This window comes from Fischerella sp. PCC 9605 (assembly GCF_000517105.1).
Lineage (GTDB): Bacteria > Cyanobacteriota > Cyanobacteriia > Cyanobacteriales > Nostocaceae > PCC9605.
The window spans coordinates 971,628-997,442 of the sequence record NZ_KI912151.1 but is presented as its reverse complement, the minus strand read 5'-3'; the positions used below and the strand labels follow the sequence as shown (position 1 = coordinate 997,442).

Here is a 25,815-nt window from a genome sequence, read left to right as displayed (position 1 = left end):
TTTCACCACAAAGACACTAAGACACAAAGGTGAAAAGCTCAAAATTCGGGAAATTTTTTGAGGATTTTTACTCACCTTGAAAGGGCTAGTCCTAATTCACATCAGGCGTAAGATAGCAAAAACGCTGAGCGATCGCTATAATTTGCTTTCACTGGCGAGCTGATTTTGCATGTCTCTAACTGAGAACAGGTGGGGGTATTTTAATGCTAAATCCAAAATCTCCAATCCAAAATTCAAAATCCAACCAAAAAAGATACAAACTCCTAAGTTTATTCATAGGATTCCCTTCTGCCTTCTGCCTTCTGCCTTCTGCCTTCTTTTTGATATCTGCTTTAGTTTCCCGTCCTGTTTTGGGTGCAGAACGGCTCACCCTCTCCTACGGTCTTGTAAGGCGCTCCATTCCCATAGCTTCTCTGGAAATTTACGCAAGAACAGGTAAAATAGATGATGAATTAGCTACATATTTTAAGTATGCTCCTAAGGAGCGACTCCCGCAAATTAGAGAGGCATTGCTGACTCCCATTCCTTTGAATGCTGTGCAAGTTTCGCAGTTTCTCTACACCCCAATTGGCGAAAGATTGCTAGAAGATTTAGCAGAAGTCGTTCAGGGAGAAACTCGCTCTACTGGTTTGTATGGAATTCGTGCGGCGCTAATTTTAGCAGCGGCTGACCCTGAAGACTTTACTTTATTGAATATACTACGCAAATTTCCCTCAAGGGATATTTCGATTAATTTAGTCCGCGCCCTACAAATTGCCAACTCTTTCCAGAATTTCGTAGATCAAACTCAGGATGCGATCGCCCTTATTAATAAGGAAGCCCAACAAGAAGCTATCACCAATCCTGTAGATCTAATCTCCTTTAGCCGAATAAACTTGCTACTACCGGGAACCTATCAATGGCAAAAGCAAAGTATCACGCTAGAAGATCGATCGCGCGATCGCAGATTTCCCGCCGATATTTACCTACCACAAGCTTCTATTCCTAAACCTGTAGTTGTCATCTCCCACGGACTCGGTTCTGATCGAACAAGTTTTGCTTACCTAGCTGAACGTCTAGCTTCCTATGGCTTTGTCGTTGCTGTTCCCGAACATCCTGGTAGCAATGCCCAACAGTTGCAAGCATTATTGTCAGGTAGATCCGCTGAAATCACAAGCCCGAGAGAGTTCATTGACCGACCTTTGGATATTAAGTATTTATTGGATGAACTTAGCCGCCAGTCCCAATCTAATCCAGGTTGGAAAGGGCGTATGAATTTGGAACAAGTAGGCGTAGTGGGACAATCCTTTGGAGGGTACACAGCTTTAGCATTAGCAGGCGCACCGATTAATTTTCAGGAACTACAAAATAACTGCCCACCTCTAGAAGACACACTGAATGTTTCGCTCTTGCTACAGTGTTTGACTGTAGAATTAGCAGAGTCTAATAAATATAATCTATCTGACTCGCGAATAAAAGCGGCGATCGCTATCAACCCAGTGATCAGTACTGTTTTGGGAAAAGACAGTCTCAGTCAAATTAAAATCCCAGTGATGATTGTGAGTAGCAGCGCCGATACAGCTGCTCCGGCTTTACCAGAACAGATTCTACCGTTTACCTGGCTAACAACACCAAACAAATATTTAGTATTAGTTAATGGCGGTACGCACTTTTCGATGATTGCCCAATCACCCAATGATGCTTTGCCATTACCAGAACAGGTGATTGGCCCTTATCCTGCTTTAGCACAACGCTATGTCAATGTTTTAGGCGTTGCCTTTTTCCAAACCTACGTCGCCAATCAGCCAGGTTATCTCCCCTACCTGAGTGCAAATTACACTAGTATCATCAGTCAACCACCATTGCCGATATCATTAGTGCGAGCGATCGACTTTAACAATGATTGATACTACTCAAACACAGGGGGCCATAACTCAGAAATTGCAATTTCCCAGCCAGGAAACAACTCAGGGATAGTTAACTTGTCCTCACTTGCTAGCATTTCCATCTCACCATTTGGACGATACACACTCACAGTTAGCTCATCTGGGTTTATCAATATTCCAACCTGTGCTCCTAATTGCAAAAATAGCTTGATTTTTTCTTCAATTGGACGAATGCGATCTGTTTTGGATTTAATTTCTACTACCAAATCTGGAACCAAATTGGCAAAATCGCGTACAGTACGTTTTAATCTTTCTGCTGATACAAAAGAAACATCTGGTGCTCGTAGATCCGTGTTGGGCATGATAAATCCACCACTGGAGTCAAATATTCTTCCAAGTCTGCGGGGTTTAACCCAGTTACCCAACAGTCTAATAAACTCAGCCCCAATTTCACTTGATTCAAGATCTGATGGCCCCATTACAACAATGTTTCCTTCTTGCAATTCCAGTTGGTAGTCGCGTTGTTCTTCTTGCAACTTTTCTTGCAGTTTTTCTAAGTCCCGAATTGTGAGAGTCATAGTAACCTCCACAGAGTCTGATTGCGATCTTATCTTTAATAGCTAAGCATACAATTTTGTCAAAATAGGATATGTCATCGCATAAGCATTAATATCCAACAAAAACTATCCAATATCTTAAATTTAAAATTCAAACTATATGAATCGTCCTATCTATCTCGATAATCACGCCACCACACCTGTAGATGAACGGGTACTGGCAGCCATGCTACCCTACTTCAGCGAACACTTTGGCAATCCAGCCAGCATCAATCATGTTTACGGTTGGGAAGCAGAAGCAGCTGTGAAGAAGTCCCGAGAAATTTTAGCTGAAGCTATCAACGCCACGCCAGAAGAAATTGTTTTTACTAGCGGTGCAACAGAAGCCAATAATTTAGCGATCAAAGGAGTAGCCGAAGCCTATTTTCAAAAAGGGCAACATATTATTACTGTTGCCACCGAACACAGCGCCGTACTCGATCCTTGCAAATATCTGCAAACTCTCGGTTTTGAAATTACGATTCTCCCTGTTCAAAAAGATGGACTAATTGACTTAACCGAGTTGGAAAAAGCCTTTCGTCCTGACACAATTCTAGTTTCGGTGATGGCTGCGAATAATGAAATTGGTGTGTTGCAGCCATTGGCAGAAATTGGCGCTATCTGCCGAGAGCGTGATGTAATTTTTCACACTGATGCTGCCCAGGCGATCGCCAAAATTCCTCTAGATGTACAGGCAATGCAAATTGACCTGATGTCGCTCACAGCACATAAAGTCTACGGCCCCAAGGGTATCGGGGCGTTATACGTTCGTCGCCGCAACCCAAGAGTACAACTAGCGCCTCAGCAGCATGGCGGCGGCCACGAACGGGGGATGCGTTCTGGCACTTTGTATACACCGCAAATCGTCGGATTTGGGAAAGCAGTGGAGATAGCTTTACAAGCACAAGCCACAGAAAACCAACGTCTCACCCAACTCCGGCAAAGATTGTGGGAGGTACTTTCCCAATTAGAGGGAATTCATCTCAACGGACATCCCACCCAGCGACTAGCCGGAAATTTGAATATCAGCATTGAGGGAGTGGATGGAGCCGCATTGCTGTTAGGATTGCAACCAGTGATGGCAGTCTCTTCTGGTTCGGCTTGTTCCTCAGCAACTACCGCACCTTCCCATGTTCTGACAGCACTGGGACATTCAGAACAGTTGGCTTATGCATCAGTGCGGTTTGGCATTGGCAGGTTTAATACTGCTGAAGAGATTGAACGAGTAGCACAGCATACAATGGCTACGATTCAAAGTTTAAGAAAGCAAAAGACATTGGTTTGAGTTTCTCTTTGTGTCTTGGTGTCTTGGTGGTTAAAAAACATTTTTGAACCACTAAGGCACTAAGACACCAAGCAAAATTCTGTTTCTGTGACTACTGCTTAACTTTGTGTCAATTTTTCAATCAGTTGCAGCAGATGTTTCTCTAATTTTCCTAGTGCTTCTGATGCAGAGGTTTTATCAATGTCGTGAATTAGCCAGTATTCCACCCTATCTAGCCATTTAGGAAAACGTTCTAGAACCAAAGGTCGATGTTCTAACTCATCTAATGCAATTACCATATCTACTGCGTGGAAATCTTCCTCTAGAACCTGTTGGGGAAAACGTTCGTTCTCTAGTAATGTCACTCCCCGCTGTTTCAAAGCTTCTATTGCATACTGAGAAATTGCCCCTATATTATCTATACCCCTCTCCAGGGCCAGACCGCGGGAAACAACCTGCCATTCTAACCCCTGCTTCGCAGCTATCCAGTTAAACAGGTGTTCGGCGAAACGACTGCGATAATAGTTGCCCGTACACAAGAATAAGATTTTTTTCATTGTGAGTTTACTTAGCTGCTTTGCTTGACTGCTGCTAGCACAATTTCTATTGCTCTTTCTTTTTGCGGATCTGCACCTTGAGCATATTCTAATGGCAAGGAAATGCTGATATCTGGTGTAACGCCTTTACCTTCCAATCTTTGGTTTCCATTCACAAATACATCTGCAACTGCCACATAGAGCAAGCTACCATCTTGCATAAAAAAAGGACGACCGGCAACCACAGCCCCCGCTGTCTTGGAACCAATTACGGGGCCGATTTTGTGTTGCTGGAAACCATAAGCATAAATTTCTTTGCTGCTTCTGCTGCCCTCATTGATCAGCATCGCCACTGGCTTTTTCCATTGAGCCATATACGTATATTTTTTACCATTGCGAGAAACACTGGTAACACTTGGCCCTGCTTCAGCAGTGAAGAGATTGAGAGAATCAACATCTCCCCCTCCCCAACCATCTCGGAAGTCCAAAACTAATCCATCTGCATCTTTGAGGCGTCCATAAATCATTTCTTCCTGAAGCTGCTGTTCGTCTTCGTTGGCTGCGTGTGACCAGATATGAATGTAGCCAATTTTTTTACCTTCCCGTTGTATGTTCTGGACGCTGGCTTTTTGAGCCTCTATAAACATGGTTTTGGCGTCGAAGTTTTTGGGGGCGATCGCAATTTCTTTTTGACTATTAGGTTCAGATGAACGCTGAATCAGTAGTTTGACTTTCTCACGTGCTTTGCCTGCAAAAGATTGTACAGGCTGATACGGGCGACCATCTACACTGAGTATTTGGTCGCCCATTTGTAGACCAGTTTCCGCAGCCGGACTTTTGTCAAGAATCGAACTGACAAAGGTCTTGCCGTTGATGGTTTTAGTGAATGCACCGATGCCAGTGTATTCTATTTTGCCTTTGGGAAAAAACTTTGTGATTTCCTTTTGTAACTCCCTGCTCCTGGGTACAAAAATGCCCAAAATCTGGTAGTAAGCTGGGTCATCTTGGGTGTAAAAGCGGGTGTGAGAAGTTTTCAATTCAGCCAGCATTTGGTTAATGGCGATCGCAAATTCTTCAGTTGATTTGCTTTGCGTTGCTTGGGATTGATACTTTTCGCGCATTACTTTCCAATCCACCCCGTTGAACTTGGGGTCGTAAAAATTCTCATTTACAGTTTGCCAAACTTGTTCAAATATTTTAGTCTCGGGTTTAGCCAGTATCTTAGGTAGGGGAGTTGTCAACCAAATCAGGAGCAAAACTGAGCAACTCATCAGCATTACCGCAGCGAACCTAAGTAACTGAGACAGTTTAGGTTTTCTCATTGTCGTCTCCTTTTGCGTCGAGGCGCAGCGGCTTGTCACAAGAAATTGCTGATGAAAATCCTTTGCTTTTAGTTCCCAACTTGCTAGGCAAATTCAAACAGCCGCAGATTCAAACAATTCTTCTGATAGTTTTCCTTCACTTACTTTCGTGACGGAACCTGTCATTAAAATCGTAAAATCTTGATTAATTTGGATATAAATTGAACCGCCAGGCATTTGCACAGCGATCGCAGAATCACACAAACCTAGTTTATGGGCAACTGCCGCAGCCGCACTACTGCTACTACCGGAAGCCAAGGTGTAGCCAGCACCGCGTTCCCAAATCTCAATTTGAATTTGATTTCGATTCAGGACTTTCATAAACTGAACATTGGTTCGGTTTGGAAACAGAGGATGAATCTCGATCCCTGGCCCGTACTGTTTAGCGATCGCAGGCGTAACTTCCGGTAAAGGAAGAATGCAGTGTGGGTTGCCAATCGTGGCAGCACAGAAGGAAAATGTTTTGTCACCGATATAAATAGATTCTTCTATCACTTCTCTGCGATCGCCTGCAACTGGAATCTCATCACTCCAAAAGCTAACTTTCCCCATCTCAACCTCAACCGTTTTCCCACCATCTTTGACAGCAGAATGCACCATTCCGCCAACGGTTTGAATTGTGAAAGGTTCTTCACCCACCAATCCCAGATCCCATAGGTAGCGGGAAAAAATACGCAGACCATTACCACTTTTTTCTGCTTCGCTACCGTCAGGATTGAAGATGCGGAGTGCAAACTTTCCAGTTGGAGAAGGTAGCGATCCTAACAAAATACCATCGGAACCAATACCAAAATGACGATGGCAAATAACTTTAATTTTTTCAGGTGTAAGCGGAAATGGTAAATCTTTGGGATTGATCACTAGATAGTCGTTACCGAGAGCATGATATTTATAAAACTTCACCACTTCTAACATCCACCTTATCTATATTTTGATGGCTAATTCTACGGTAATCAGCAATGATTTAATATCGCTGGATTACTTTCATTTGTTGCGTGCTACGTGAATGACGCTTAATTATATAGGAGACATCTAGAGATGATTTTCACCTACAAGTTTAAATTACAAAAAATGTATAAATATTACAAACTAATTCTATTGATTGCAAACAGTTAGCTCGTTCCTAAATAATTACACTCAATAGACAATAAGATTTCCATTTTTGCTAAAAACTGTAACAAAATTTCTCGGCTTTCAACACCACATTTGAAAGTGAGGGCATAACATAACCATGCAATCCGACCGTAAGAACAAGGTCAAATATCCCTGGTGGGCTGGTAATGCACGCCTTACGAACCTATCGGGTACATTTCTTACTGCTCATATTGCTCATGCTGCGCTGATAGTTTTTTGGGCTGGGGCATTTACGCTATTTGAACTTGCTCGCTATTCGAGCGATCGCCCTATGTACGAGCAGGGACTGATCCTACTACCTCACCTAGCTACTTTAGGTTTGGGTGTCGGCTCAGGTGGTCAGGTGATAAATACCTATCCCTATTTCGTCATTGGCATGGTACACCTCATCTCATCGTTAGTGTTAGCAGGAGGTGCACTGTTTCATCACTTTAGAATTGCTCCAAACCTGGAAGACGATCCAAGACGTGCAGTTCGTCAATTTCACTTTAGCTGGGATGATCCGAAGAAGTTAGGTTTCATCTTAGGGAATCACCTCATCTTTTTAGGTCTAGGTGCATTGCTTTTAGTGGCAAAAGCCATGTACTTTGGTGGTCTTTACGATGCCACAATTCATGAAGTTCGTTTAGTTAGCGATCCTACCCTTGACCCTCTGACTATTGTTGACCGCATAACTCATTTATTTGAGGTTAACAACTTAGAAGATGTGGTTGGTGGTCATATCTACGTGGGTGTACTCCTGATTCTCGGAGGAATCTGGCATATTTTACGTGAGCCGTTTGGCTGGGCCAAAGAGTTTACCATTTCCACTGGTGGTAACGGCATTCTTTCTTTGTCTCTATTTGGTATTGCCCTAGCAGGATTTGCCGCTACTTACTTTTGCGGATTCAATACCTTGGCTTATCCTGTTGAATTCTACGGGCCACCATTACTACTCAAGTCATCTCTATTACCCTACTACTTCGATCCAACGCAGTCTGAACCTACGTCTCGTGTCTGGTTGGCAAATGCCCATTTTTACCTAGCGTTCTTTTTCCTCCAAGGGTCTATTTGGCACTTTTGCCTAGGTTCTGGCTATTTTGAGCCAGTCTTAGAATCTTGGAAAAATGCTTTTTCAGAAGCCTTTCCCAATCCAAATTTGCCATACCAGAAAAACTTCAGTTACGAGCCACAGCCAGAGTGGGGTACGCTCTACGAACTGCCGAGGATTGGACAAAAGCCAGCTTTCGCATACCAACAACCCTCCAACAACACAATCTATCAGTCTTCTGTGGGTGCAGGAAACTCAGCAAAAGCTGACTTAAAAGCAAACCGAAAGGTTCTCTATGAATTTAGCTACCCAAATAATGGGCAGAATCCCTTCTATGAGGTTCCAACTGTTGAGGATAAATCACAGCTTGGATACCCACAGCCGATGCAGAAAAACCTTTACGAGGTTGCTTACCAAAAACCTACTCAAAAAACCTTGTATGGGGTTAAGAAATCAAGGCAATACCAGTAGGGAAAATTCTGCTGGTTAAGGAAATTGTAGAGAATTATTGAGAAAATACTTCATGCAGATACTTGTCTACATGAAGTATTTTTTGTATTCCTATCAATTTATCATTGGAGATTTTGAACTTGCGATCGCAAAGCTGATTTTTTGTTTAATAGTATAAATTCACGCAAGAAGTCAAGAGTACAGTTATTAAACATCCGACTTGCATATCTAATCGCTATGCAAGTTAAATGAGTAATAGCTAACTCTTGACTTCTTAAACCTTAGAAAGGCAACTATCTTTAATTCAAGCCATTACAGATGTGGTCTAAATACTTTCCTACCTCTTCACCAGCTTGAGTGCCAACTAGGCGAGCAGTTACTTCCTTCATTGCTTGAACTGCTTGTACGGTGCGATCGATGGGAACACCTAGAGAATTGTAGGTGTCTTTTAGACCATCAAGCACTCGCTCGTCGAGCACTGAAGGATCGTCAGCCAGCATGGCATAGGTGGCATAACGCAGGAACAAGGTTAAGTCACGCAGACATGCTGCATAACGACGGGTGGGGTACATGTTGCCACCAGGACAAGTGATATCGCCGTAAAGCAAGGAATTAGCTACTGCTTGGCTAACAATGTTAGCAGCATTTTCACTAATAGTCGCAGCAGCCTTAACGCGCAACCCACCTGATTGGAAATATTGTCCCAACTTTTCTAGCTCCGCAGGCTCTAGGTATTTGCCTCGCAGGTCGGCAGGGTTAATGATAGAGGTAATCGTGTCTTGCATCGTTTTTTCTCAAACTAAAAGGTATTAAGCTTGCAGTCAAAAACGGTCAATTATTAAGAATTACTTCACTAGTAGGGTGGAAGCAACCAAACTAGTACATCGCCCGAATCAAGTAGTCGAAATAAGGCCCAACAATAGCAGCCTCTTCTCCACTCATCATGCCTGAAGCTACTTCTTTGAGACAGCGCATACAAGTGCCTATGTTCTTAACTGGAACGCCCAAGGAGGTGTACATTTCTCGCATCCCATCTACGCCAATATCTTCCAAGGGTTTTGTATTACCAGCTAAAACTGCATAGGAAATCAGACGCAGATACCAGCTTTGGTCTCTTTGGCACAGTGCTGTCTTTTGAGGATTGCCACTATTACTAGGCGTATTAGGTACAATCTTCCAAAATCTTTGGCTGCCTTCTTCCACAATCTTTTGCTCATTTTGTGCCAAAACCTGAGCTATTCTCAGTCTTTGTGAGCCTGATTTGAAAAAGTTATCTAATTTATCTAGCTCAGTGCGACTCAGAAAGCGAGCGGCATCATCAGATTGAGCTATTACTTGCGCTACAATGCTCATTTATCGTCCTCCTTAATGATAGGACTCAATTTGCGATGTACAAAGTAATTTTCTAACTTTTATGTTTTAAAAGTCATTGATATTTTTCACAATTTAATAATAAAAATAAAAACTTAATAAATAAGGAATTCCTTGCTGATATATAGACTAAAATTTATTGTTTACACATAAACTATACAGTGTTGGAAAAATGACATTGAGTAGTTGTTCAACCTGACAGTTTCTGTAAATTTTCGATATGTTTTTATCCAGTAATTAATATTTATTGAGTATAAATAAACTAACATAATGGAACTGCGACACCTACGATACTTTGTGACGTTGGCTGAAGAGTTGCACTTTGGACGGGCGGCGGAACGCTTGCATATTGCCCAGCCTCCCCTCAGTCAACAAATCCAGCAGTTAGAAACGGAGTTGGGCTTTCAACTGTTTCATCGCACGAAAAGGACTGTGCAATTAACAGAGGCTGGGCAAATATTTCTAGGCGAAGTTCAACAAATTCTCAGACAATTGGAACAAGCAGTTCAATTAGGACGACAAGCCAGTCGGGGATTGAGAGGACAAGTTGTAATTGGCTTTGTCAGTTCTGCGGCGTACAATGTTTTGCCAACGATCTTGCAGACATTCCGCACTTGCATACCAGATGTGAATTTGGAATTGCACGAATTGACTACAGATCAGCAATTACAATGGCTGCGAGATGGGCGAATTGATGTGGGGTTTCTCCGTCCGCCAGTAGAGGAAGACACTTTTTGCTGGGAGATAATTTTTAATGAATCATTGGTGGTAGCTTTACCTGAAGTTCATCCACTAGCGAATCAATCAAGTGTGTCGCTGTCTTCGCTAAAGAATGAACTTTTCATTTTGTTTCCTCGTCCTTTAGCCCCTGGACTTTACGACTCAATCATCAGTTTTTGTCAGCAAGCGAATTTTAGTCCAAGTGTTGCCCAAGAGGCAATTCAGATGCAGACAATTGTCAGTCTTGTTGCAGCAGAAATGGGAGTGGCGATCGTACCGGAGTCTCTGCAACATTTACAAAGGACTGGTGTAGTTTATAAACCTATGCAAGAACTAACACCAAAGGTGACGCTGGCTATGATTTGGCTACGCGATAATACGTCTGCAACTGTGCAACGCTTTTTGGAGGTAGTGAGGCAAGTTGCTATTAGTTGGGAAGAATGAGACAAGAGTTAACTAGGGAATGGCATCTAGCAAAAATTAAATCCCGGTGCGAACAAAGACTACAAATCGATTTGTTCTGGTGACTCAAAGATTCGTTGGTGAATCAACTGAATCTATAAAAGAGTTGGCTCCAAAAACCTGGAGTTATCTGGAGGCTCATGCGAAATTCTTGGATAATAGAAAAAGTAAAATCTATCAGAATAATCCCCGTTTCTCAATTTTTGGAGTTGGCTCATACACTTTTGCTCCTTGGAAAGTTGCAATTTGTGGGCTTTACAAGAAATTAGGCTTCAGATTTGTAGAGAATATTGCTAATAAGCCTGTTATTTTTGACGATACCGTTTACTTTCTTAGTTTTGATAATGAGGATGTTGCATGCAAAACATTTGAGCTTTTAAATTCTCAAGCAGCAATAGACTTCTACTCATCCTTAATCTTTTGGGACGAAAAGCGTCCAATTAAATCCAGTATCCTAAATAGCTTGAATTTAAACGTGTTGTTAAAAACAGCATTTTAATTAGGTGATCGTTTCTTGCCAGGATGCATCATAACTCTTAATTACGAGGAAAAAATAGCGATATTTTGACACAAAACAAAAGACGCAAAGGAATTTATCACTCTGCGTCCCTCTACATAAAATCTACTACCACACAATGAGCGATCGCTCTTGCACCACGCGCTTATACACCTCTTCTGTTTGCTTGCCTAATTTAGGCCAGCTAAATCTTCGCTCTAAATCTTCATAAGCGTTATCAATCAACCATTGTCGATAGCCGGGGTTTTTCAGGACTTCCAAAATTCCCCACGCCAGAGAATCGGGATTATTAGCATAAGTAACTATACCTGTCTTGGTATGTTGCACTACTTCTGGAAAACCACCCGTATCAGATACTACTACGGGAACGCGAGAAGCGAAACTTTCTAATGCCACAATTCCAAAGGGTTCGTAGAGGCTGGGGAATACGGCACAGTCGGCGATAGTTTGAAATTTATCTAGGTATTCGTCGGTGATAAAGCCAGTAAAATAGCATTTATGCCAGATTCCCATATCCCAGGCTTGTTTCTTGAGATGGTCGGTGTTGCCACCACCAATAATCACAAACTTAACGTAGCCTCCCATCTCCCCCAGCACTTTGGGAGCAGCAGCTAGCAGCAAGGATACACCTTTTTCATAGGTCATGCGACCGACGTAGTAAACGATTTTTTCGCCGTCCTCAGCGAATTGACGGCGAAAATCATGGGCGTGAAAATCTTCGTGATGGCGTTTCTTTTCTGGGCGGATACCGTTATAAATAACGTCTATCTTATCCCAAGGACTGTGTAGCGCTTGTTCTACTTCCCGGCGCATGTAGTCAGTGCAAACAATAATTCGCCAAGCGTTGTAGGCTAGTAGTTCTTCTTTGCCACTTATATAACGTTGGGTATCAGTGTAAATACCGTTGTAGCGCCCGTGTTCAGTAGCGTGGATTGTAGCAATCAGAGGGATTTTAAAGGTATGCTTGAGGGCGATCGCGGCGTCTCCCACTACCCAATCATGGGCATGGATAATATCAAACGGGCCTTCCTCCGCTATCAATTTTCCGCCATGACTGCCCATGCTTTCGTTCATGTTCACTACCCAGTGGAAAAAGTCGTTACCACCAGCTACGGGAACGCGATGCACCCGCACTCCTTCCACTACCTCATACATAGGTGCATGACCGAACTCAGGCGTAATGAGGTGGATCTCATGCCCTAACTTTGCCAGTTCCGGGTACAACTCCGACACATGACGCGCAATTCCTCCCACAATACGGGGCGGATATTCCCAACTCAGTACTAGTATCTTCATTTGATGCAATCCCCTAGCCTTTACAAATTTCCAAAATTATTAACATATCTAAAGTTAGAAGTTTGTTTCTGGCAATGAGTGTTTTTTCCTTACTTTTTAGATTTTTTTTATAATTGAAAAAAGTAATGATAGTAACACTTTTTGCCAGCCAATATAGTCAACATCAAGTTGCCGATTGTTTGGAAAGCTGCAACTGTTGACGGAATTTTAACCAAGCTGCTGTTGCTTGTGTGTCCGAACTGGCAGCTTTTTTTAATAGAATAACGCCATCTTGAAAGCCTATAATTCCATATTCGCGATTATTGGTTAGCTGGTCAATCAGTGTCACCAAATCTTTTAATAGGCGGCGATCGCTTTTAAATGCGACTTGATATTTTTGTAATTGCCAAAGGTCGGCGATCGCATAATCTACTTTTATGACTTCTTTGGCATCATTGCGTAATTCTAGGGCAGGCAAGCGAAGAATTTCTCGCCTGCTGGAAAGATGGGGGACAAGGTAGGTAGTAGCAGAAACACTGGTATTTGAGGGAATTTGCGCCAGCAAAGGGCGCATCTGAGCCACATGTTGCCATTGTTGCGGTAGCGACACATATATCCAAGGTTTTACTGAATCAGGAATGAGAAAGTAAAAAGTCCGATTTGGGTTGGATGTAAAGGTAAAAAACAGGGACAGGCAAATACAAACCACCCAAAAGCGACGCAATGAAGGTTTAAATTTTTGCTGATGCTGCGACCACCAGAGAATTGACCCGTAAAATAACCCTGGCACCACAGTTAAGGCGTAACGAATTGTAATTGATAGGACAGATTCTCCCTTACCCAGTAATAATTTTAAAAGCGGAAAACCGGCGATCATCCAAGAACCAGGAGCAACAGCAGGTACAAATGCCAAGGGTAACCAATGACCAAGTAAATACTTAATTGTTCTGTCTATTGGCGTCACTAATTCTACTATCAAGCGCAGAGGATTGCTAATCATCCCCCAAATAATTTCTAGGGTCGAAGCTTCCTCACCATCGGCATATTGTCCAAACCGTTCTAACATGAACCGTTGCGAAATATCTTTAGAAAACAACGGCATAATTAGATTAGTCAGCGCCAACATATAGCCAAAACTGAGGACACAGACACCAAATCCAGCGCGGGGAAAGCGTTTACTCAAAATCATGTAAACTCCCACACCAAACAGACCCACACCTGCATCTTCTCGCACAGCCAAAATTAAAACAGCCATCAGCCAAAACAACCACCACCAGCGCTTTTCCATTGCCAGCAGTAGGGTAAACACAAACAAAGGAATCTGGCTGATGTCGTGAAAGTTACTTAATGTCGGGCCTATTACCGCATTAGCACCATAAAAGCTAGCGGTAATCATTACTGTCAGTGGTGGTTTGAGATATTGTCGCGCCAATACGTACAAAACTAAACCCGCCGCTGTGATGAGTGTTACTTGCAGGACTGTCAAAGTAATAGGAGAGGGGAATAAAGCATAGATTGGTAGCCACAGTAACAAAGCTGGAGTAAAGTGTTGACCAAGACGATGGTAATAAACTGTGGCAACTTCCCCTGCATGGACAACGTTTGTAGATAGACTCGAAGAAAGGGAACTTTGAAAAAAGCGACCGTGCAGGTTATTCCAAAAAACTTGGTTAAAAATGCCTTGGTCAAAGGAAGCGTAAAAACTATAGTAGCGGTGCAGGGTAAACAACAGACACAGGAAAAAAAAGAGTCCTGCTAATAGCAACACTGTACTGGTTGCACTACCTGCCTCTAACTTTAACTTTGACGTTACTTGCGGCTTTTTTTGCATGTTCGACCACATCACTCACTCACCCAAGATCAGGCAAGGGTAAAAATTATCGAAAAAATAATTGTAAAACGTTAAGTGTTGTTTGTTGTTTGTTAGTAGTTGGTTGGAACAAACAACAAACAACTACCAACAAACAACACTCAAACTCACACAATCTATTAGAGAATAAAGTTAAGTTGTAATTGTTCCTGCCTGCAAAATGCCTACCTTACTTGCGGATGTGCAAAATTTGCTTTCTGACCTGATTACTCGCTATTCATCTCGGGTAGATTATCTGATGATTCGCTTGGAAGAAGCCGAAGATACAGATATCTTGTTGCGTGGCGACAAGGTAGAAACCCTCAGCGAAGGCATTTCTATTGGTGGACACATCCGCGCTTGTCATAAAGGTGGGTGGGGGTTCAGCAGCTTTAACCACCTGACGACAATTCAAGATCGCCTCGAAGAAGCAATTTCTGCCGCGCGAATGGTTGGTGATGAAGAAACCATACTTGCTCCCATCAAACCAGTGCAAGCTGTGTGCCAACTACCACTCACTGGTACTGACCCCCGCAAAATTTCCTTGAGTAGAAAAAAAGAATTGTGCGATCGCTACTCTGACCTCCTCAAAAGTGTAGATCGCCGCATTACTACTACTTCCGTGCGTTACGGTGACAGCAGTCAAAGAGTAATTATTGCTACTAGTGAAGGGACTTTCATTGAACAATCTTGGGTGGACATGGAAATGCGCTTTGCTGCTACTGCCAGAAACGGTGACACCGTCCAAACTGGCAGGGAAACCACTGGTTCGCGTCAAGCTTTTGAAGACTTAATCAATTTAGACGCACAAGTCAAAAGCGCTGCACAAAGGGCAGTTGCAGCTTTATCTTTGCCATCAGTAAAAGGTAATACCTATACAGTCGTTATTGACCCTATTCTTACTGGTTTATTTGTCCACGAAGCCTTTGGACATCTTTCCGAAGCAGACATGGCTTATGAAAACCCGGATCTCATGGAAGTAATGACTATAGGACGCAGATTCGGGCCTGAAGATTTGCAAATTTTTGATGGTGCTGACCCCAACAGACATCGTGGTAGTTATTTTTACGACGATGAAGGAACTCCGGCAACAACTACGCAGCTAATTCAAGATGGAATTTTGGTAGGACGCTTGCATTCTCGGGAAACAGCAGGCAAGTTGGCAGAAGCAGCTACAGGCAATGCTCGATGTCTTAATTATCACTATGCCCCAATTGTACGCATGACCAACACGTGGATCGAGAGGGGTAAAACACCTGTTGCAGACTTATTTAGTGAGATCAAAGAAGGAGTTTATGCCCGTAATTGGTTAGGTGGAATGACAAATGGGGAAATGTTCACCTTTAGCGCTGGGGAAGCGTGGATGATTAGAAACGGGAAAATAGCTGAACCAGTCAAAGATGTAACGCTTTCGGGGAATGTGTTTCAAACCCTGGCAGATATTGAAGCGATCGGCGATGACTTTTACTGGGATGAGTCCGGTGGTTGCGGTAAGGGTGGACAAAATGGTTTACCTGTGGGTTGTGGCGGGCCGAGTTTGCGGATACGAGATGTGATTGTAGGCGGGGAAGCATGATGTTTGAAAATACTTTGTGTCTTTGTGCCTTGGTGGTTAAAAGAATCTTGAAACACAAAGACACTAAGACACAAAGATGATTTCTATAGTATTGATTTGAATGGCATCTCAGTTAATGCTGCATCAACTTGTTTTAGTAATGCTTCCAAGGTGGAGGAATTATCTAAAATGACATCAGCACGCGCTGCTTTTTCTGTAATAGACATTTGGCTGTGAATTCTCGCTTGTGCTTGCTCTAAAGTTAAATTATTTCGCTGCATTAATCTTTCTAATTGTTGTTGCTCAGAACAATACACAACCCAAATTTCTGTGACTAAATCAGTCATTCCCGCTTCAAATAATAAAGGCACAACTAAGACTAGTGTTTTTGCGGTAGATGTAGAAATTTCTCCCTGAAAGCGATCGCGCACGTAAGGATGAATCAAATTCTCTATCCAGAAGCGTTCCTCGGGATTGTGAAAGATAATTTCACCAAGCTTTTGGCGATTAAGGTCGCCGTTTGCTAGTAAAATTTGTTCCCCGTAGTGACTGGCGATCGCATCGAGAATCGGTGAACCTACACAGACGGCATCTCGGGCATAAATATCTGCATCCAAAATTGGCAAATGATAAGCATTTGCCAAGTAATTGGCAACAGTCGTTTTACCTGTAGCAATACCACCAGTTAAACCGATAATTCGTTTAGTCATTTGTGATTGGATAGTGGATAGTTGATAGTGATTAGTGGTAAAAACCAACTACTAACTACTAACCACTAACAACTAACTATTCTTTGCCCATTTAATCAATGCTTGGGTTAAACCCTCCAAAGTGTATTCTTCAGCTTCGACATCTACACGTCCGAATAGAGAACGACAAGTATGAGAAGTTTGTGGACCGATAGAAGCAATACAAACTCCCTCTAAGTAATTTGCAACTACAGAAGATTGGTTTTCCTCGGAGTGATCGGAAAATATCTTTTCTGCCAGCTGATTGAAAAATTGTACGGTTTTAGAACTGGCAAAGGTAATAATATCAACTGTTCCACTCTGCAAAGCTAATTCTGCCGAAGGAGGGGTACTACTCGGACAGCAAGATTGATAGGCTGGAACCTCTACCACTTCTGCACCTTTGGCGGATAATTCTCTAACCAAAGTTTCCCGTCCGCCGCTTTCTACTCTCGGAAATAAAATCTTTTTACCTGCAAGTTCTTCGGGGAAGTGTGCGACTAAAGAGTCGGCGACAAAGTTAGGTGGTATGAAGTCTGGTTGCAAACAGTGTTGTCTGAGGGTTTGGGCTGTTTTCTCACCAACGACAGCAATTTTAATTCCTGCTAAAGCACGAATATCTTTACCCTGTGCCAGCAGCCGTTCAAAAAAGTAATCTACACCGTTGCTGGAAGTGAGAATTAACCAGTCGAACTCAGATAACCGGGCGATCGCACGATCTAAAGCTTCCCAACTAGAAGGCGGGCCAATTTCTAGAGCAGGCATTTCGACGACATGTGCGCCTACTGACTTTAAGAGTTCTGCAAATTGACTCGACTGTCCTTCTGAACGTGTCACCAGAATTGTTTTACCGCTGAGGGGGAGACCGGACGTGCTTGAGATGGCAGAGGTAGAGTTGGAGAGGTTAGTAACCATATCTTGTGTTTTGGGAGTAGTGCGTTCTGGAGAATTATCTAAGTCTATATTCTCAGGTTGTAAGTATCTGCGTAACCCCACCACTTCTCCTATTACGATCGCCACTGGGGAGAGCGATACACCAGATGTTTGTTCTAGAATGGTTTCGAGTGTGCCTGTCCAGATTTTTTGCTGTGGGGTTCCTGCCCAACGAATAATCGCAATGGGTGTAGAAAGCGATCGCCCGTATCGCCGCAGCCGATAAATAATCTCAGCCAGATTCTGCCCTCCCATCAAAATTACTAATGTCTCTAACGCTGATAGCGCTTCCCAATCCAAGGCATCAGGATCGTGAGCAGTAAATACGGCAAAGCAGCGACTCAGAACTGGATCTGTCAGCGGAATGCCTGCTAGTAAAGGTGCTGCTAAGGCAGAGGATATTCCTGGTACAACTTCAAACTCACAACCTGCGGCTTTCAAGGCTTCAATTTCGGCACTACAGCGACCAAAAATAAACGGATCGCCGCCTTTGAGCCTGACAACTTGTTTCCCCTGCTGACAATGTTTGACTAGTAACTTGTTAATCTCAGCTTGCGGCGTGCTGGGTTTGCCTCCACGTTTACCCACATCCAGCTTTAGGCAGTCGGGTGATACTAACTGCAACAACTCGGCATCTACAAGGGCATCGTAAACCAACACTTGAGCGATCGCCAAAAGATTATAAGTTCTCACCGTCAGGTATGCCACATCTCCCAATCCTGCACCCACGAGGTAGACTTTGCCTTTTTGATTAGTCATGTTTATCAACCCAACGCGGCAAATACGGCATTTTCACCCCGTTCTGTACGGTTTACTGTACTTATATTACCATGTCAAGTTATAGCAATCTTTTGTTACATTAAGTTATATTTGTTTACAACAGATAGCAATCAGGAGGGAGACATGACAGGAAGAGGCTTTACGATTAACGAACGCGGTCTACTCAACAGCTACGCCATTGAACCTAAGGTTTATGTTGAAGAAACTCCACGGGCTGGCTTCACCGAGTATGCTGAGAAACTCAATGGGCGTTTAGCAATGATTGGCTTTGTTTCACTGATCGCTTTAGAAGTTTTCACCGGACACGGCTTAATTGGATGGCTAACTAGCCTGTAAGCAATTCACAACCACAAATCATTAACAGTCAACAATAGAACAAAAGAGGGAACAGCAATGAAAACTGATTTTAACTACCCCAATAAAGACTTGCTTGGACCCGTTGTTTTTCGACCAGAGTTTAACAACTTTGAGAAAATCAATCTCAATCAAGCCTGGTCATTATTTTTCACCGCAGGTCAAGAAGACAAGACACTGGGACAAGAAATAGAATTCGGCTGGTTTTTCACCAACTTGTTAATTGCGGTTGGAATCGCTGGAAGTATTTGGGCTATCTACTTCAGGAACTTCGTATAAATAGGGTTGTGTGTTACATCCAAGAAAATTATTAGAAGTCCTGGTTGTCAAAACCAAGACTTCTTTTCGCATTTATAAATAATCTTTATTAAAGGTTGAAGTATTTTTTCGATTCATAAAAATTATCAATTTGGTTAAGTTGTGTTGATTTTACGCGAAATTTTCTCAATTGCAAGACGAGATTTCTCGATTTTAGCGCTTGACCAAAAACAGCCACTTTTGATAATCTAATATTCTTGAGTATAGTGGGATGTTTTTGACTTTTTTTATATGCCTCAAGTAAAGCCAATCTTCACCCACTAAATTAAGAATCTTTTGACGCTGAAGATATTTGTTGCAATAGCCGTTGAATTTGTTCGGCTTTTTCGGGTTGGCGCTGTTTTTGGAATAGATCGCTAGCTTGTTGCAGGATAGTAATTGCTTCCTGTGGTTTTTGTTGTTGCATCAAAGCTTGAGCCAAGCGCAAATAAGCATCGACTTTTTTAGGGGCACGACGAATCACTTCTTGAAATTCGGAAATTGCTTCTTCAACTTTACCTTGCTGCATTAAAGTATCACCTAACAGCAAATGAACCGCATCATTAGTAGAGTTGATAGCAATTACTTGGCGAAAAGCTGCTTCTGCGCCTTGGTAATCTTTTTGCTGATAAAGATTTATGCCTTTTTGGAAGTAGTTGGCAGTAATTAAAGTTTTCCAAGCAAAATAACCAAGGAGAAAGATGCTAAATATGACTGCGACAGTGGCGAAAATAGAAGTGTATTGTTCTAGCATACAGTCAAATGTGCATAAATGAAGAACCACAGATACACACAGATTCATAAGCAATTGAATCTGTTTAAGCCAAAAGACAAGCGATAGGAAAGATTAGATACTCGATAAAAAACAGCTTCCAAATGAATTGATAAAAACGGGCGATCGCACTTTTTTCTTGCATATCTACTTTTCGACTCCGCCACCAGATCGCACCCAGCGCGGCTAGATGAGTAATCACCAAAAATACAGCATTCACTTCAGCTAGACGTAGCAAGCCAACTAGAATCATTCCCAGGTAACACACAGTTAATACCCAAAGGGCAAGATTAAACACCGCCTGCTTGCCGAGTTGGATAGTGAAAGTCTTGATATTGTATTGCAGATCGCCCTCCATGTCGGGGATATCTTTAAAAATAGCGATCGCAAACGTAAACACCAAAATAAACACCGTCAGCACCCAAACCGCTACAGGAATAGGTGGAATAAAATTATTTTGTTCCAGTACCCAACTAAAGTGTAAAAATAACCCTAAATTAACAATTGCCCCCCGCACCGAAAAAATACACAATGCCGCCCAAAAAGGAAACCGTTTTAAGCGAATTGGCGGCAAAGAATAAGCTGTGCCAATTCCTAAACTAATCGTCACCATTCCGAACAAAAACTGACCGCTGAGCCAAGCCAAAACTAGCGCTAAAATGCCAGTGACTGCTACTATAAATTTTCCTGTCCGCTGGGAAAACTCACCAGAAGCTAGCGGTAAATGCGGCTTATTAATCTTGTCAATCGCCACATCTTCTAGTTGATTTAACCCCACAATATAAACATTGCCACACAAACAAGCAATCCATGCTGCCAAAGGAGGAAATAGGGATGGGGGAATCGAAAATGGGGAAGAATTAGGATTACCAACAGCAACTGCTATTAAATACAAACCCAACACACTTAAACTCGTGCCAATAATTGTATGTGGGCGAGAGAATTTCCACAAAGCGTAAAGCCAACTATCTCGAAAACCTGGCTGTGAAATTTCAGTCATAGTATTTGTTAGTAGATAGTAGTTACTAGTTAGTAGGTGGTAGTAATTAGTAGATAGTAGTTAGCTTTTGACCACTAACCACTAACGACTAACCACTAACCATTAACATTTCTTTCCACACAACAGTCCAAACCGAATTAACCCACGCTCATAGCCACGACGCATCAATCCCAAAGACAGCGCCCCAATAATCGTACTCCAACCCGATCGCAGTAATCCAAAAATCGCCCTTGGAGTCAGCGCCGAATCAATCACCACATTCCAAAATGGTGCTACCGCTTTTGACCAATCAGCGGTGCGGATATTTTGTAATCCGAGTTGATGGACGATCGCTTCATACTCCGGCAAAGAAATCACATACGGCAAACAATACACTCGATAAATCTTCGCCAAGTGCTGCTGCTCATTATCCGTCAGTGGTGACTCATCTGTAGGGCGATGACACCAAGTCACCATAACCAAAGTTCCGCCTGGTTTTAGCACCCTGTAGCACTCTTGCATAAACTTGACTTTATCCGGCATATGTTCGCCACTTTCGAGTGACCAAACCAAGTCAAAAGAATTCTCGGCAAAAGACATTTCTTGAGCATCTGCCACCTGAAAATTAGTTCTGGTACTTAAACCCAATTCCTCAGCCCGTTCCCTTGCTCTAGCAGCTTGCACGGGACTAAGAGTAATACCCGTTGCCCTAGCATGAAATTTTTCTGCTAAGTAAAGGGAACTACCACCAATTCCACAACCCACATCCAGGACGTTTTCAGCTTGCTGTACATCTGCCCATTGGAGGACTTCTTCAATTAAGTCAATTTGTGCCTGCCGACGGTCTTTTTTTTCTGTACCATCTGCACCATAGTAACCGTGGTGCATGTGTTCACCCCATACTTCCTCCCACAAACCGGAGGAAGCATCGTAAAATTGCTGAATTTGTTTGTAAAGAGTTGCGCTCATGAACAAAGCGGTGTTAAGACAAGGCAGAATTTAAAAACACATACTCGTAGGCTACCATGTGTGTTTTTAATTAGATTAGGGTATTTTTGCTGCCAGGGAGTCACAATCCTGTCCAAAATCCCTGGCGTTGTTTATTTTTTTACCTAAAATATGACTGTTGCTCGAACAATTTGCTTGGGATTTCTGGCAGTTATCACAGTAGGAACTATCCTACTAATGATGCCTTTTTCTACCAGTAGCGGTACGTGGAATGACCCAATCGTAGCCCTGTTCACTTCGACTTCCGCAGTTTGTGTCACGGGTTTATCTGTAGTTGATCCAGGTACTTATTTTTCCTTCTGGGGTGAGTTGTGGATTATGCTGTTGGCGCAGATTGGCGGGTTGGGTTACATGACAACTACAACCTTTTTGATTCTGCTGATTGGGCGTAAATTTGATTTACGGCAAAAAATCGCCATTCAACAAGCTTTAGATCGTCCGGGGATGAGTGGTAGCACTCAAATTATTCGCTCAATCATTGCCACAACGTTAATTTTTGAAATCACTGGAATATTTTTACTATTGCCAGCTTTTGTCCCAGATCATGGTTGGGATAAAGGACTGTGGTTAGCAATTTTTCATAGTGTTAACGCTTGGAATAATGCTGGTTTTAGCTTGTTTAAAGATAGCTTAATTGGTTATCAGTCTTCGCCTTTAGTTGTTTTCACCGTTACAGGATTAATTATTTTTGGAGGTATTGGTTATCAGGTAATTTTAGAAACCTATATGATGATACGCGATCGCTTGCAGAAAAAAACTGAAAATATAGTTTTATCCCTAGATTTTAAAGTTGCAACTAGTACAACACTTGTGCTGTTAGTTTTGGGAACCATTGCATTTTTCTTGGTAGAGTTACGAAACTCTAAAACGTTTGGAGATTTGGGTTTATTTGATAAATTATTAGTTGCTTGGTTTCAGTCTGTTACTCCCAGAACTGCTGGCTTTAATACTATTGATATTGGTCAAATGACAACAGCAGGTCTATTTATTACAATTGCATTTATGTTTATTGGTGCAAGCCCAGGAGGTACTGGAGGCGGTATCAAAACTACAACTTTGAGAGTACTTACCAGCTGCACTAAAGCAATTCTTCAAGGCAAAGAAGAAGTTTTATTATATGAACGAAAAATAGCATTATCTTTAGTTTTAAAAGCTGTTGGCGTATTGATTGGTTCTGTCGCAACAGTTATTATCTCTACAATTTTAATTACTTTAACAGATCCAGAATTAGACTTTATTCAAATATTATTTGAAGTAGTGTCAGCCTTTGCTACCGTGGGACTTTCTACTGGCATTACCGGTAGTGTTTCCATAGCAGCAAAGTTGATATTAATTGTCACGATGTATATAGGCAGGGTGGGTGTGTTATTGCTGATGTCAGCTATCTTAGGAGATCCACGCCCTAGCAGAGTTCACTATCCAGAAGAAAACTTACTTGTGGGATAGTTGTTGATTGTTGGTTGTTGGTGATTAGTAGTTAGTAGAAAAATCAACAAGTGACCAATGACTAATGACTCATGACTGATAACATATGAAATATCAGGTAAAAATACACTTTTTTATTTCTTCGGTAGAACCGAAGTTTTGCCCTTAATCAGGGAGAAACAACAAAGGTAACAACTGTGAATCTGTCATCACTATCGTTTCTTCGCAGTCTGCGTAAAGACAATCATCAATTTGCCGTGATCGGTTTAGGTCGTTTTGGTCGAGCTGTCTGTTCAACACTCCACAAGTTAGGATATCAAGTGTTAGGAACAGATATTGATGAAAAGCGAGTATACGAAGCATTGACTGAGCAAATAGTCGGTCATGCTTTGCAAATAGACTCAACAGAACCTGCCGCACTCAAAGAAGCAGGAATTTTTGAATTTGATACCGTCATTATCGCAATTGGAAATTACATTCAGGAAAGTATCATTACTACTCTGAATGTCAAGGAGGGAGGTGTACCTCATGTAGTGGCAAAAGCTTCTAGTGAAGTTCACCGCAAGCTATTACAGCGAGTAGGGGCAGATTATGTTGTGTTTCCTGAGTTTGAAGCAGGATGTGCGCTGGCGCGATCGCTCACTAAACCATCGATCTTAGAAAGATTTGACCTTGACCCAGATCACAGTATTGTAGAGTTAATTGTTCCTGATGAATTTCACGGCAAAACGATTGCCGAACTACAACTTCGTAACCGCTATGGCTTGAATTTACTAGCGGTAAGCCATGATGGAAAATTTCAAATTAATCCCTATCCCAACCAACGTCTTGAACGCGGTTCAGCAATTGTAGTTATCGGCTGTAACAAGGATATTAATCGTTTGCCGATTTAAATTGGTTAGTGGTTAGTGGTTAGTGGTTAGTGGGAAAAAACCAATAACTAACAATCGATTCTACTTACTACCTACTACCTACTAACTACTATCTACTAACTACTAACTCTACTGCAAAGCCGCGGGTACTGGTTTCCAGGAGAAAGGCACCTCTTCGGGGTTAACTTGCTCCTGGGTAGGAGTATCTGATTGCCTCGGTTTCTCTTGTTGTTCAACCGAAACAGGCTCATCAGGAGTCTCTGTTTCAACTTGAGAGGGAGTAGAAGCTTGACTGACTTGAGGTTGCTTTGGTTCTTGCATCTGGGCAACTTGCTGCATTAATTGTTCAACTTTGTCAGCTTGCTGGATGTTACCTTGTTCGCGGTACTGGTTACGCGCACGTTTAAAAGCACCGCTAGCTTTTTTAAACTCGCCTTGATTGTACAAAGCTACTCCCAAGTTGTAATAAGCTTCTGCATTTTTGGGAATGCGGCTAATAGCTGCTTGATAAGTGGCAATAGCTTCAGATGTTTGACCTTGCAGAGCCTGAAGACTACCCATGTTATTGTAAGCCACAGCATTGTCAGGATTTATCTTTAAAGCTTGGCGATAGGCTGCGATCGCTTCTTCTAATTTTCCTTGCTCTTGCAGGGCGATCGCTAAATTAAAATAAGCATTGGCATTGTTGCCATCTAAATTAATTGCTTGCTGATAAGCTGCGATCGCCTCATCAGAATGTCCTTTTTCATACAAAACCAAACCCAAATTATACTGGGCATCCGCTATTACTGGGTTGATAATCAAAGCTTGGCGGTAAGCGGTAATTGCGGCTTCGGCTTGTCCTTGTTTGTGCAAAGCCAAGCCCAAATTATAATAAGACTCGCCAAAATTGGGATTCAGCCTAATCGCCTCTGTATACTCCTGTGCTGCTGCGTCCAAGCGGTTTTGCTGCAACATAATACTGCCCAAGTAATTGCGTGCGGGAGCAATTTTGGGATCTATCTGCAAGGCTTGGCGAAATGCAGATTCTGCACCCTGTAAATCTTTGCGGTGATAGCGCATCACCCCCTGCTGAAAAAAGCTGGCTGCATCTAAATCCTGAGAAACAACACTTTGTGCCAGCAGCTTGCTTCCTGGTAATTCAGTTATTGTTGGTGCCACTAACACCAAAACCGCAGAGGAGCAGAATAACACAGCCTTGCGTATACCGGAAATCCACTGACAAACTTGATATGTTTGAGACATGATTGGCGACCTGCACTGATTGCTAGATGCTCATAAAGTCAGAATACCCAGTATGCCGGTGAAAATTCAACTGTTACATATTTAATTTTCGAGGCTGGAGGTTAGAGATGAGAAATTACGCCTGGCGTTAGTCATCACATAGGTGACTGGTTAATTTGTCGAGTTAGCAATCATGACACAACACATTCTTTGTCAAACACCCACAAAAGGCTGGATGAATTTGGCTTATGCTCGCCAAATTCGCTTTCGGAAAGTTCATCTGAATATGTCCTTGCAAGAGGCCTGTGTCATTACTTGGAGTAATGGCGACAAGGAGAGTTTTTTTGGCAAAGACGCTCAAATAATAGCCCAAACCTGGAAAAATTACACAAAAAATTGAGTATGTCCAAAATCAGTCGTTGCATAATCAAGCGATGATTCTTGTGGGGTGGGCATCC

23 protein-coding genes and 2 pseudogenes are annotated in these 25,815 nt (G+C 42.4%); 11 read left to right on the top strand and 14 right to left on the bottom strand.

Translation table 11 applies throughout. The annotated features are described in order from the left end of the window. Window positions 1–203 precede the first annotated feature (203 nt). Window positions 204–1,886 (top strand): alpha/beta hydrolase, encoded by a 1,683-nt coding sequence (locus tag FIS9605_RS38575; protein WP_051470174.1) that lies wholly within the window; start codon window positions 204–206, stop codon window positions 1,884–1,886. A 2-nt stretch (window positions 1,887–1,888) separates the two neighbouring features. On the opposite strand, the gene FIS9605_RS0129405 is transcribed toward FIS9605_RS38575, so the two are convergent. After that, window positions 1,889–2,443 (bottom strand): Uma2 family endonuclease, encoded by a 555-nt coding sequence (locus tag FIS9605_RS0129405; RefSeq protein ID WP_026735777.1) that lies wholly within the window; start codon window positions 2,441–2,443, stop codon window positions 1,889–1,891. Between the two features lie 139 nt (window positions 2,444–2,582). Here FIS9605_RS0129405 and FIS9605_RS0129400 point away from each other — a divergent pair, with 139 nt between their 5' ends. Beyond that, window positions 2,583–3,746, top strand: a complete 1,164-nt coding sequence (locus tag FIS9605_RS0129400) for an IscS subfamily cysteine desulfurase (protein WP_026735776.1) — start codon at window positions 2,583–2,585, stop codon at window positions 3,744–3,746. Between the two features lie 98 nt (window positions 3,747–3,844). Here FIS9605_RS0129400 and FIS9605_RS0129395 read toward each other — a convergent pair whose 3' ends face one another. From FIS9605_RS0129395 to dapF, 3 genes are all read right to left on the bottom strand, one after another. Continuing rightward, a complete protein-coding gene (locus tag FIS9605_RS0129395) occupies window positions 3,845–4,282 on the bottom strand; it encodes an arsenate-mycothiol transferase ArsC (protein WP_026735775.1) in 438 nt (145 codons plus the stop codon). A gap of 11 nt (window positions 4,283–4,293) precedes the next feature. Then, window positions 4,294–5,583: a S41 family peptidase gene (locus FIS9605_RS0129390; RefSeq protein WP_026735774.1), complete on the bottom strand. Its 1,290-nt coding sequence runs from the start codon at window positions 5,581–5,583 to the stop codon at window positions 4,294–4,296. Between the two features lie 93 nt (window positions 5,584–5,676). Then, complete coding sequence (gene dapF, locus FIS9605_RS0129385) at window positions 5,677–6,525, bottom strand: diaminopimelate epimerase (RefSeq protein WP_026735773.1); 849 nt, start codon at window positions 6,523–6,525, stop codon at window positions 5,677–5,679. 328 nt (window positions 6,526–6,853) lie between these two features. On the opposite strand from dapF, the pseudogene FIS9605_RS0129380 reads away from it, so the two are divergent. Further along, window positions 6,854–7,879: pseudogene (locus FIS9605_RS0129380) on the top strand (chlorophyll a/b binding light-harvesting protein); the annotation flags it as partial. 656 nt (window positions 7,880–8,535) lie between these two features. Here the strand turns inward: FIS9605_RS0129380 and FIS9605_RS0129375 are convergent. Beyond that, the gene (locus FIS9605_RS0129375; protein WP_026735771.1) at window positions 8,536–9,021 is read right to left on the bottom strand and encodes an allophycocyanin subunit beta; all 486 of its coding nucleotides are present in this window, start codon (window positions 9,019–9,021) and stop codon (window positions 8,536–8,538) included. Window positions 9,022–9,112: 91 nt separating this feature from the next. Then, the gene (gene apcD / locus FIS9605_RS0129370) at window positions 9,113–9,589 is read right to left on the bottom strand and encodes an allophycocyanin subunit alpha-B (protein WP_026735770.1); all 477 of its coding nucleotides are present in this window, start codon (window positions 9,587–9,589) and stop codon (window positions 9,113–9,115) included. Between the two features lie 288 nt (window positions 9,590–9,877). Between apcD and FIS9605_RS0129365 the strand changes: the two genes are divergently transcribed. Both FIS9605_RS0129365 and FIS9605_RS0129360 read left to right on the top strand, forming a co-directional pair. Then, window positions 9,878–10,771: a LysR family transcriptional regulator gene (locus FIS9605_RS0129365; protein ID WP_026735769.1), complete on the top strand. Its 894-nt coding sequence runs from the start codon at window positions 9,878–9,880 to the stop codon at window positions 10,769–10,771. Between the two features lie 49 nt (window positions 10,772–10,820). After that, window positions 10,821–11,288 (top strand): annotated as a pseudogene (locus FIS9605_RS0129360) (SAM-dependent methyltransferase); the annotation flags it as partial. 126 nt (window positions 11,289–11,414) lie between these two features. Here FIS9605_RS0129360 and FIS9605_RS0129355 read toward each other — a convergent pair. Together FIS9605_RS0129355 and FIS9605_RS0129350 are read right to left on the bottom strand one after the other, a co-directional pair. Continuing rightward, window positions 11,415–12,602 carry a glycosyltransferase family 4 protein gene (locus FIS9605_RS0129355; protein WP_026735767.1) on the bottom strand — a complete coding sequence of 396 codons (1,188 nt, stop codon included), beginning with the start codon at window positions 12,600–12,602 and terminating at the stop codon, window positions 11,415–11,417. A gap of 163 nt (window positions 12,603–12,765) precedes the next feature. Further along, window positions 12,766–14,412 carry a DUF2079 domain-containing protein gene (locus FIS9605_RS0129350; RefSeq protein WP_026735766.1) on the bottom strand — a complete coding sequence of 549 codons (1,647 nt, stop codon included), beginning with the start codon at window positions 14,410–14,412 and terminating at the stop codon, window positions 12,766–12,768. 199 nt (window positions 14,413–14,611) lie between these two features. Here FIS9605_RS0129350 and FIS9605_RS0129345 point away from each other — a divergent pair, with 199 nt between their 5' ends. Continuing rightward, on the top strand, window positions 14,612–16,006 hold the full coding sequence (locus FIS9605_RS0129345; RefSeq protein WP_026735765.1) for a TldD/PmbA family protein: 1,395 nt from the start codon (window positions 14,612–14,614) through the stop codon (window positions 16,004–16,006). A gap of 83 nt (window positions 16,007–16,089) precedes the next feature. Here FIS9605_RS0129345 and coaE read toward each other — a convergent pair whose 3' ends face one another. Beyond that, window positions 16,090–16,695, bottom strand: a complete 606-nt coding sequence (coaE, locus tag FIS9605_RS0129340; protein ID WP_026735764.1) for a dephospho-CoA kinase — start codon at window positions 16,693–16,695, stop codon at window positions 16,090–16,092. A gap of 72 nt (window positions 16,696–16,767) precedes the next feature. Beyond that, window positions 16,768–18,405 carry a uroporphyrinogen-III C-methyltransferase gene (gene cobA, locus FIS9605_RS0129335; protein ID WP_026735763.1) on the bottom strand — a complete coding sequence of 546 codons (1,638 nt, stop codon included), beginning with the start codon at window positions 18,403–18,405 and terminating at the stop codon, window positions 16,768–16,770. Between the two features lie 144 nt (window positions 18,406–18,549). On the opposite strand from cobA, the gene FIS9605_RS0129330 reads away from it, so the two are divergent. Continuing rightward, complete coding sequence (locus FIS9605_RS0129330; protein ID WP_026735762.1) at window positions 18,550–18,762, top strand: high light inducible protein; 213 nt, start codon at window positions 18,550–18,552, stop codon at window positions 18,760–18,762. A gap of 57 nt (window positions 18,763–18,819) precedes the next feature. Next, window positions 18,820–19,059: a hypothetical protein gene (locus FIS9605_RS0129325; RefSeq protein WP_026735761.1), complete on the top strand. Its 240-nt coding sequence runs from the start codon at window positions 18,820–18,822 to the stop codon at window positions 19,057–19,059. Between the two features lie 304 nt (window positions 19,060–19,363). Here FIS9605_RS0129325 and FIS9605_RS0129320 read toward each other — a convergent pair whose 3' ends face one another. The 3 genes from FIS9605_RS0129320 to FIS9605_RS0129310 all read right to left on the bottom strand — a co-directional run bounded on the left by FIS9605_RS0129320 (window position 19,364) and on the right by FIS9605_RS0129310 (window position 21,797). Then, a complete protein-coding gene (locus FIS9605_RS0129320) occupies window positions 19,364–19,831 on the bottom strand; it encodes a tetratricopeptide repeat protein (protein WP_026735760.1) in 468 nt (155 codons plus the stop codon). Between the two features lie 64 nt (window positions 19,832–19,895). Further along, the gene (locus FIS9605_RS0129315; RefSeq protein WP_026735759.1) at window positions 19,896–20,849 is read right to left on the bottom strand and encodes a homogentisate phytyltransferase; all 954 of its coding nucleotides are present in this window, start codon (window positions 20,847–20,849) and stop codon (window positions 19,896–19,898) included. A gap of 102 nt (window positions 20,850–20,951) precedes the next feature. Next, window positions 20,952–21,797, bottom strand: coding sequence for a methyltransferase domain-containing protein (locus tag FIS9605_RS0129310; protein WP_026735758.1), 846 nt, complete (start codon window positions 21,795–21,797; stop codon window positions 20,952–20,954). A gap of 150 nt (window positions 21,798–21,947) precedes the next feature. On the opposite strand from FIS9605_RS0129310, the gene FIS9605_RS0129305 reads away from it, so the two are divergent. Together FIS9605_RS0129305 and FIS9605_RS0129300 are read left to right on the top strand one after the other, a co-directional pair. Further along, on the top strand, window positions 21,948–23,282 hold the full coding sequence (locus FIS9605_RS0129305) for a TrkH family potassium uptake protein (RefSeq protein WP_026735757.1): 1,335 nt from the start codon (window positions 21,948–21,950) through the stop codon (window positions 23,280–23,282). A 176-nt stretch (window positions 23,283–23,458) separates the two neighbouring features. Further along, window positions 23,459–24,154 (top strand): potassium channel family protein, encoded by a 696-nt coding sequence (locus FIS9605_RS0129300; protein WP_026735756.1) that lies wholly within the window; start codon window positions 23,459–23,461, stop codon window positions 24,152–24,154. Window positions 24,155–24,262: 108 nt separating this feature from the next. On the opposite strand, the gene FIS9605_RS0129295 is transcribed toward FIS9605_RS0129300, so the two are convergent. After that, the gene (locus FIS9605_RS0129295) at window positions 24,263–25,378 is read right to left on the bottom strand and encodes a tetratricopeptide repeat protein (protein ID WP_026735755.1); all 1,116 of its coding nucleotides are present in this window, start codon (window positions 25,376–25,378) and stop codon (window positions 24,263–24,265) included. Between the two features lie 172 nt (window positions 25,379–25,550). Between FIS9605_RS0129295 and FIS9605_RS0129290 the strand changes: the two genes are divergently transcribed. Beyond that, complete coding sequence (locus FIS9605_RS0129290) at window positions 25,551–25,757, top strand: hypothetical protein (protein ID WP_026735754.1); 207 nt, start codon at window positions 25,551–25,553, stop codon at window positions 25,755–25,757. Window positions 25,758–25,815 lie beyond the last annotated feature (58 nt).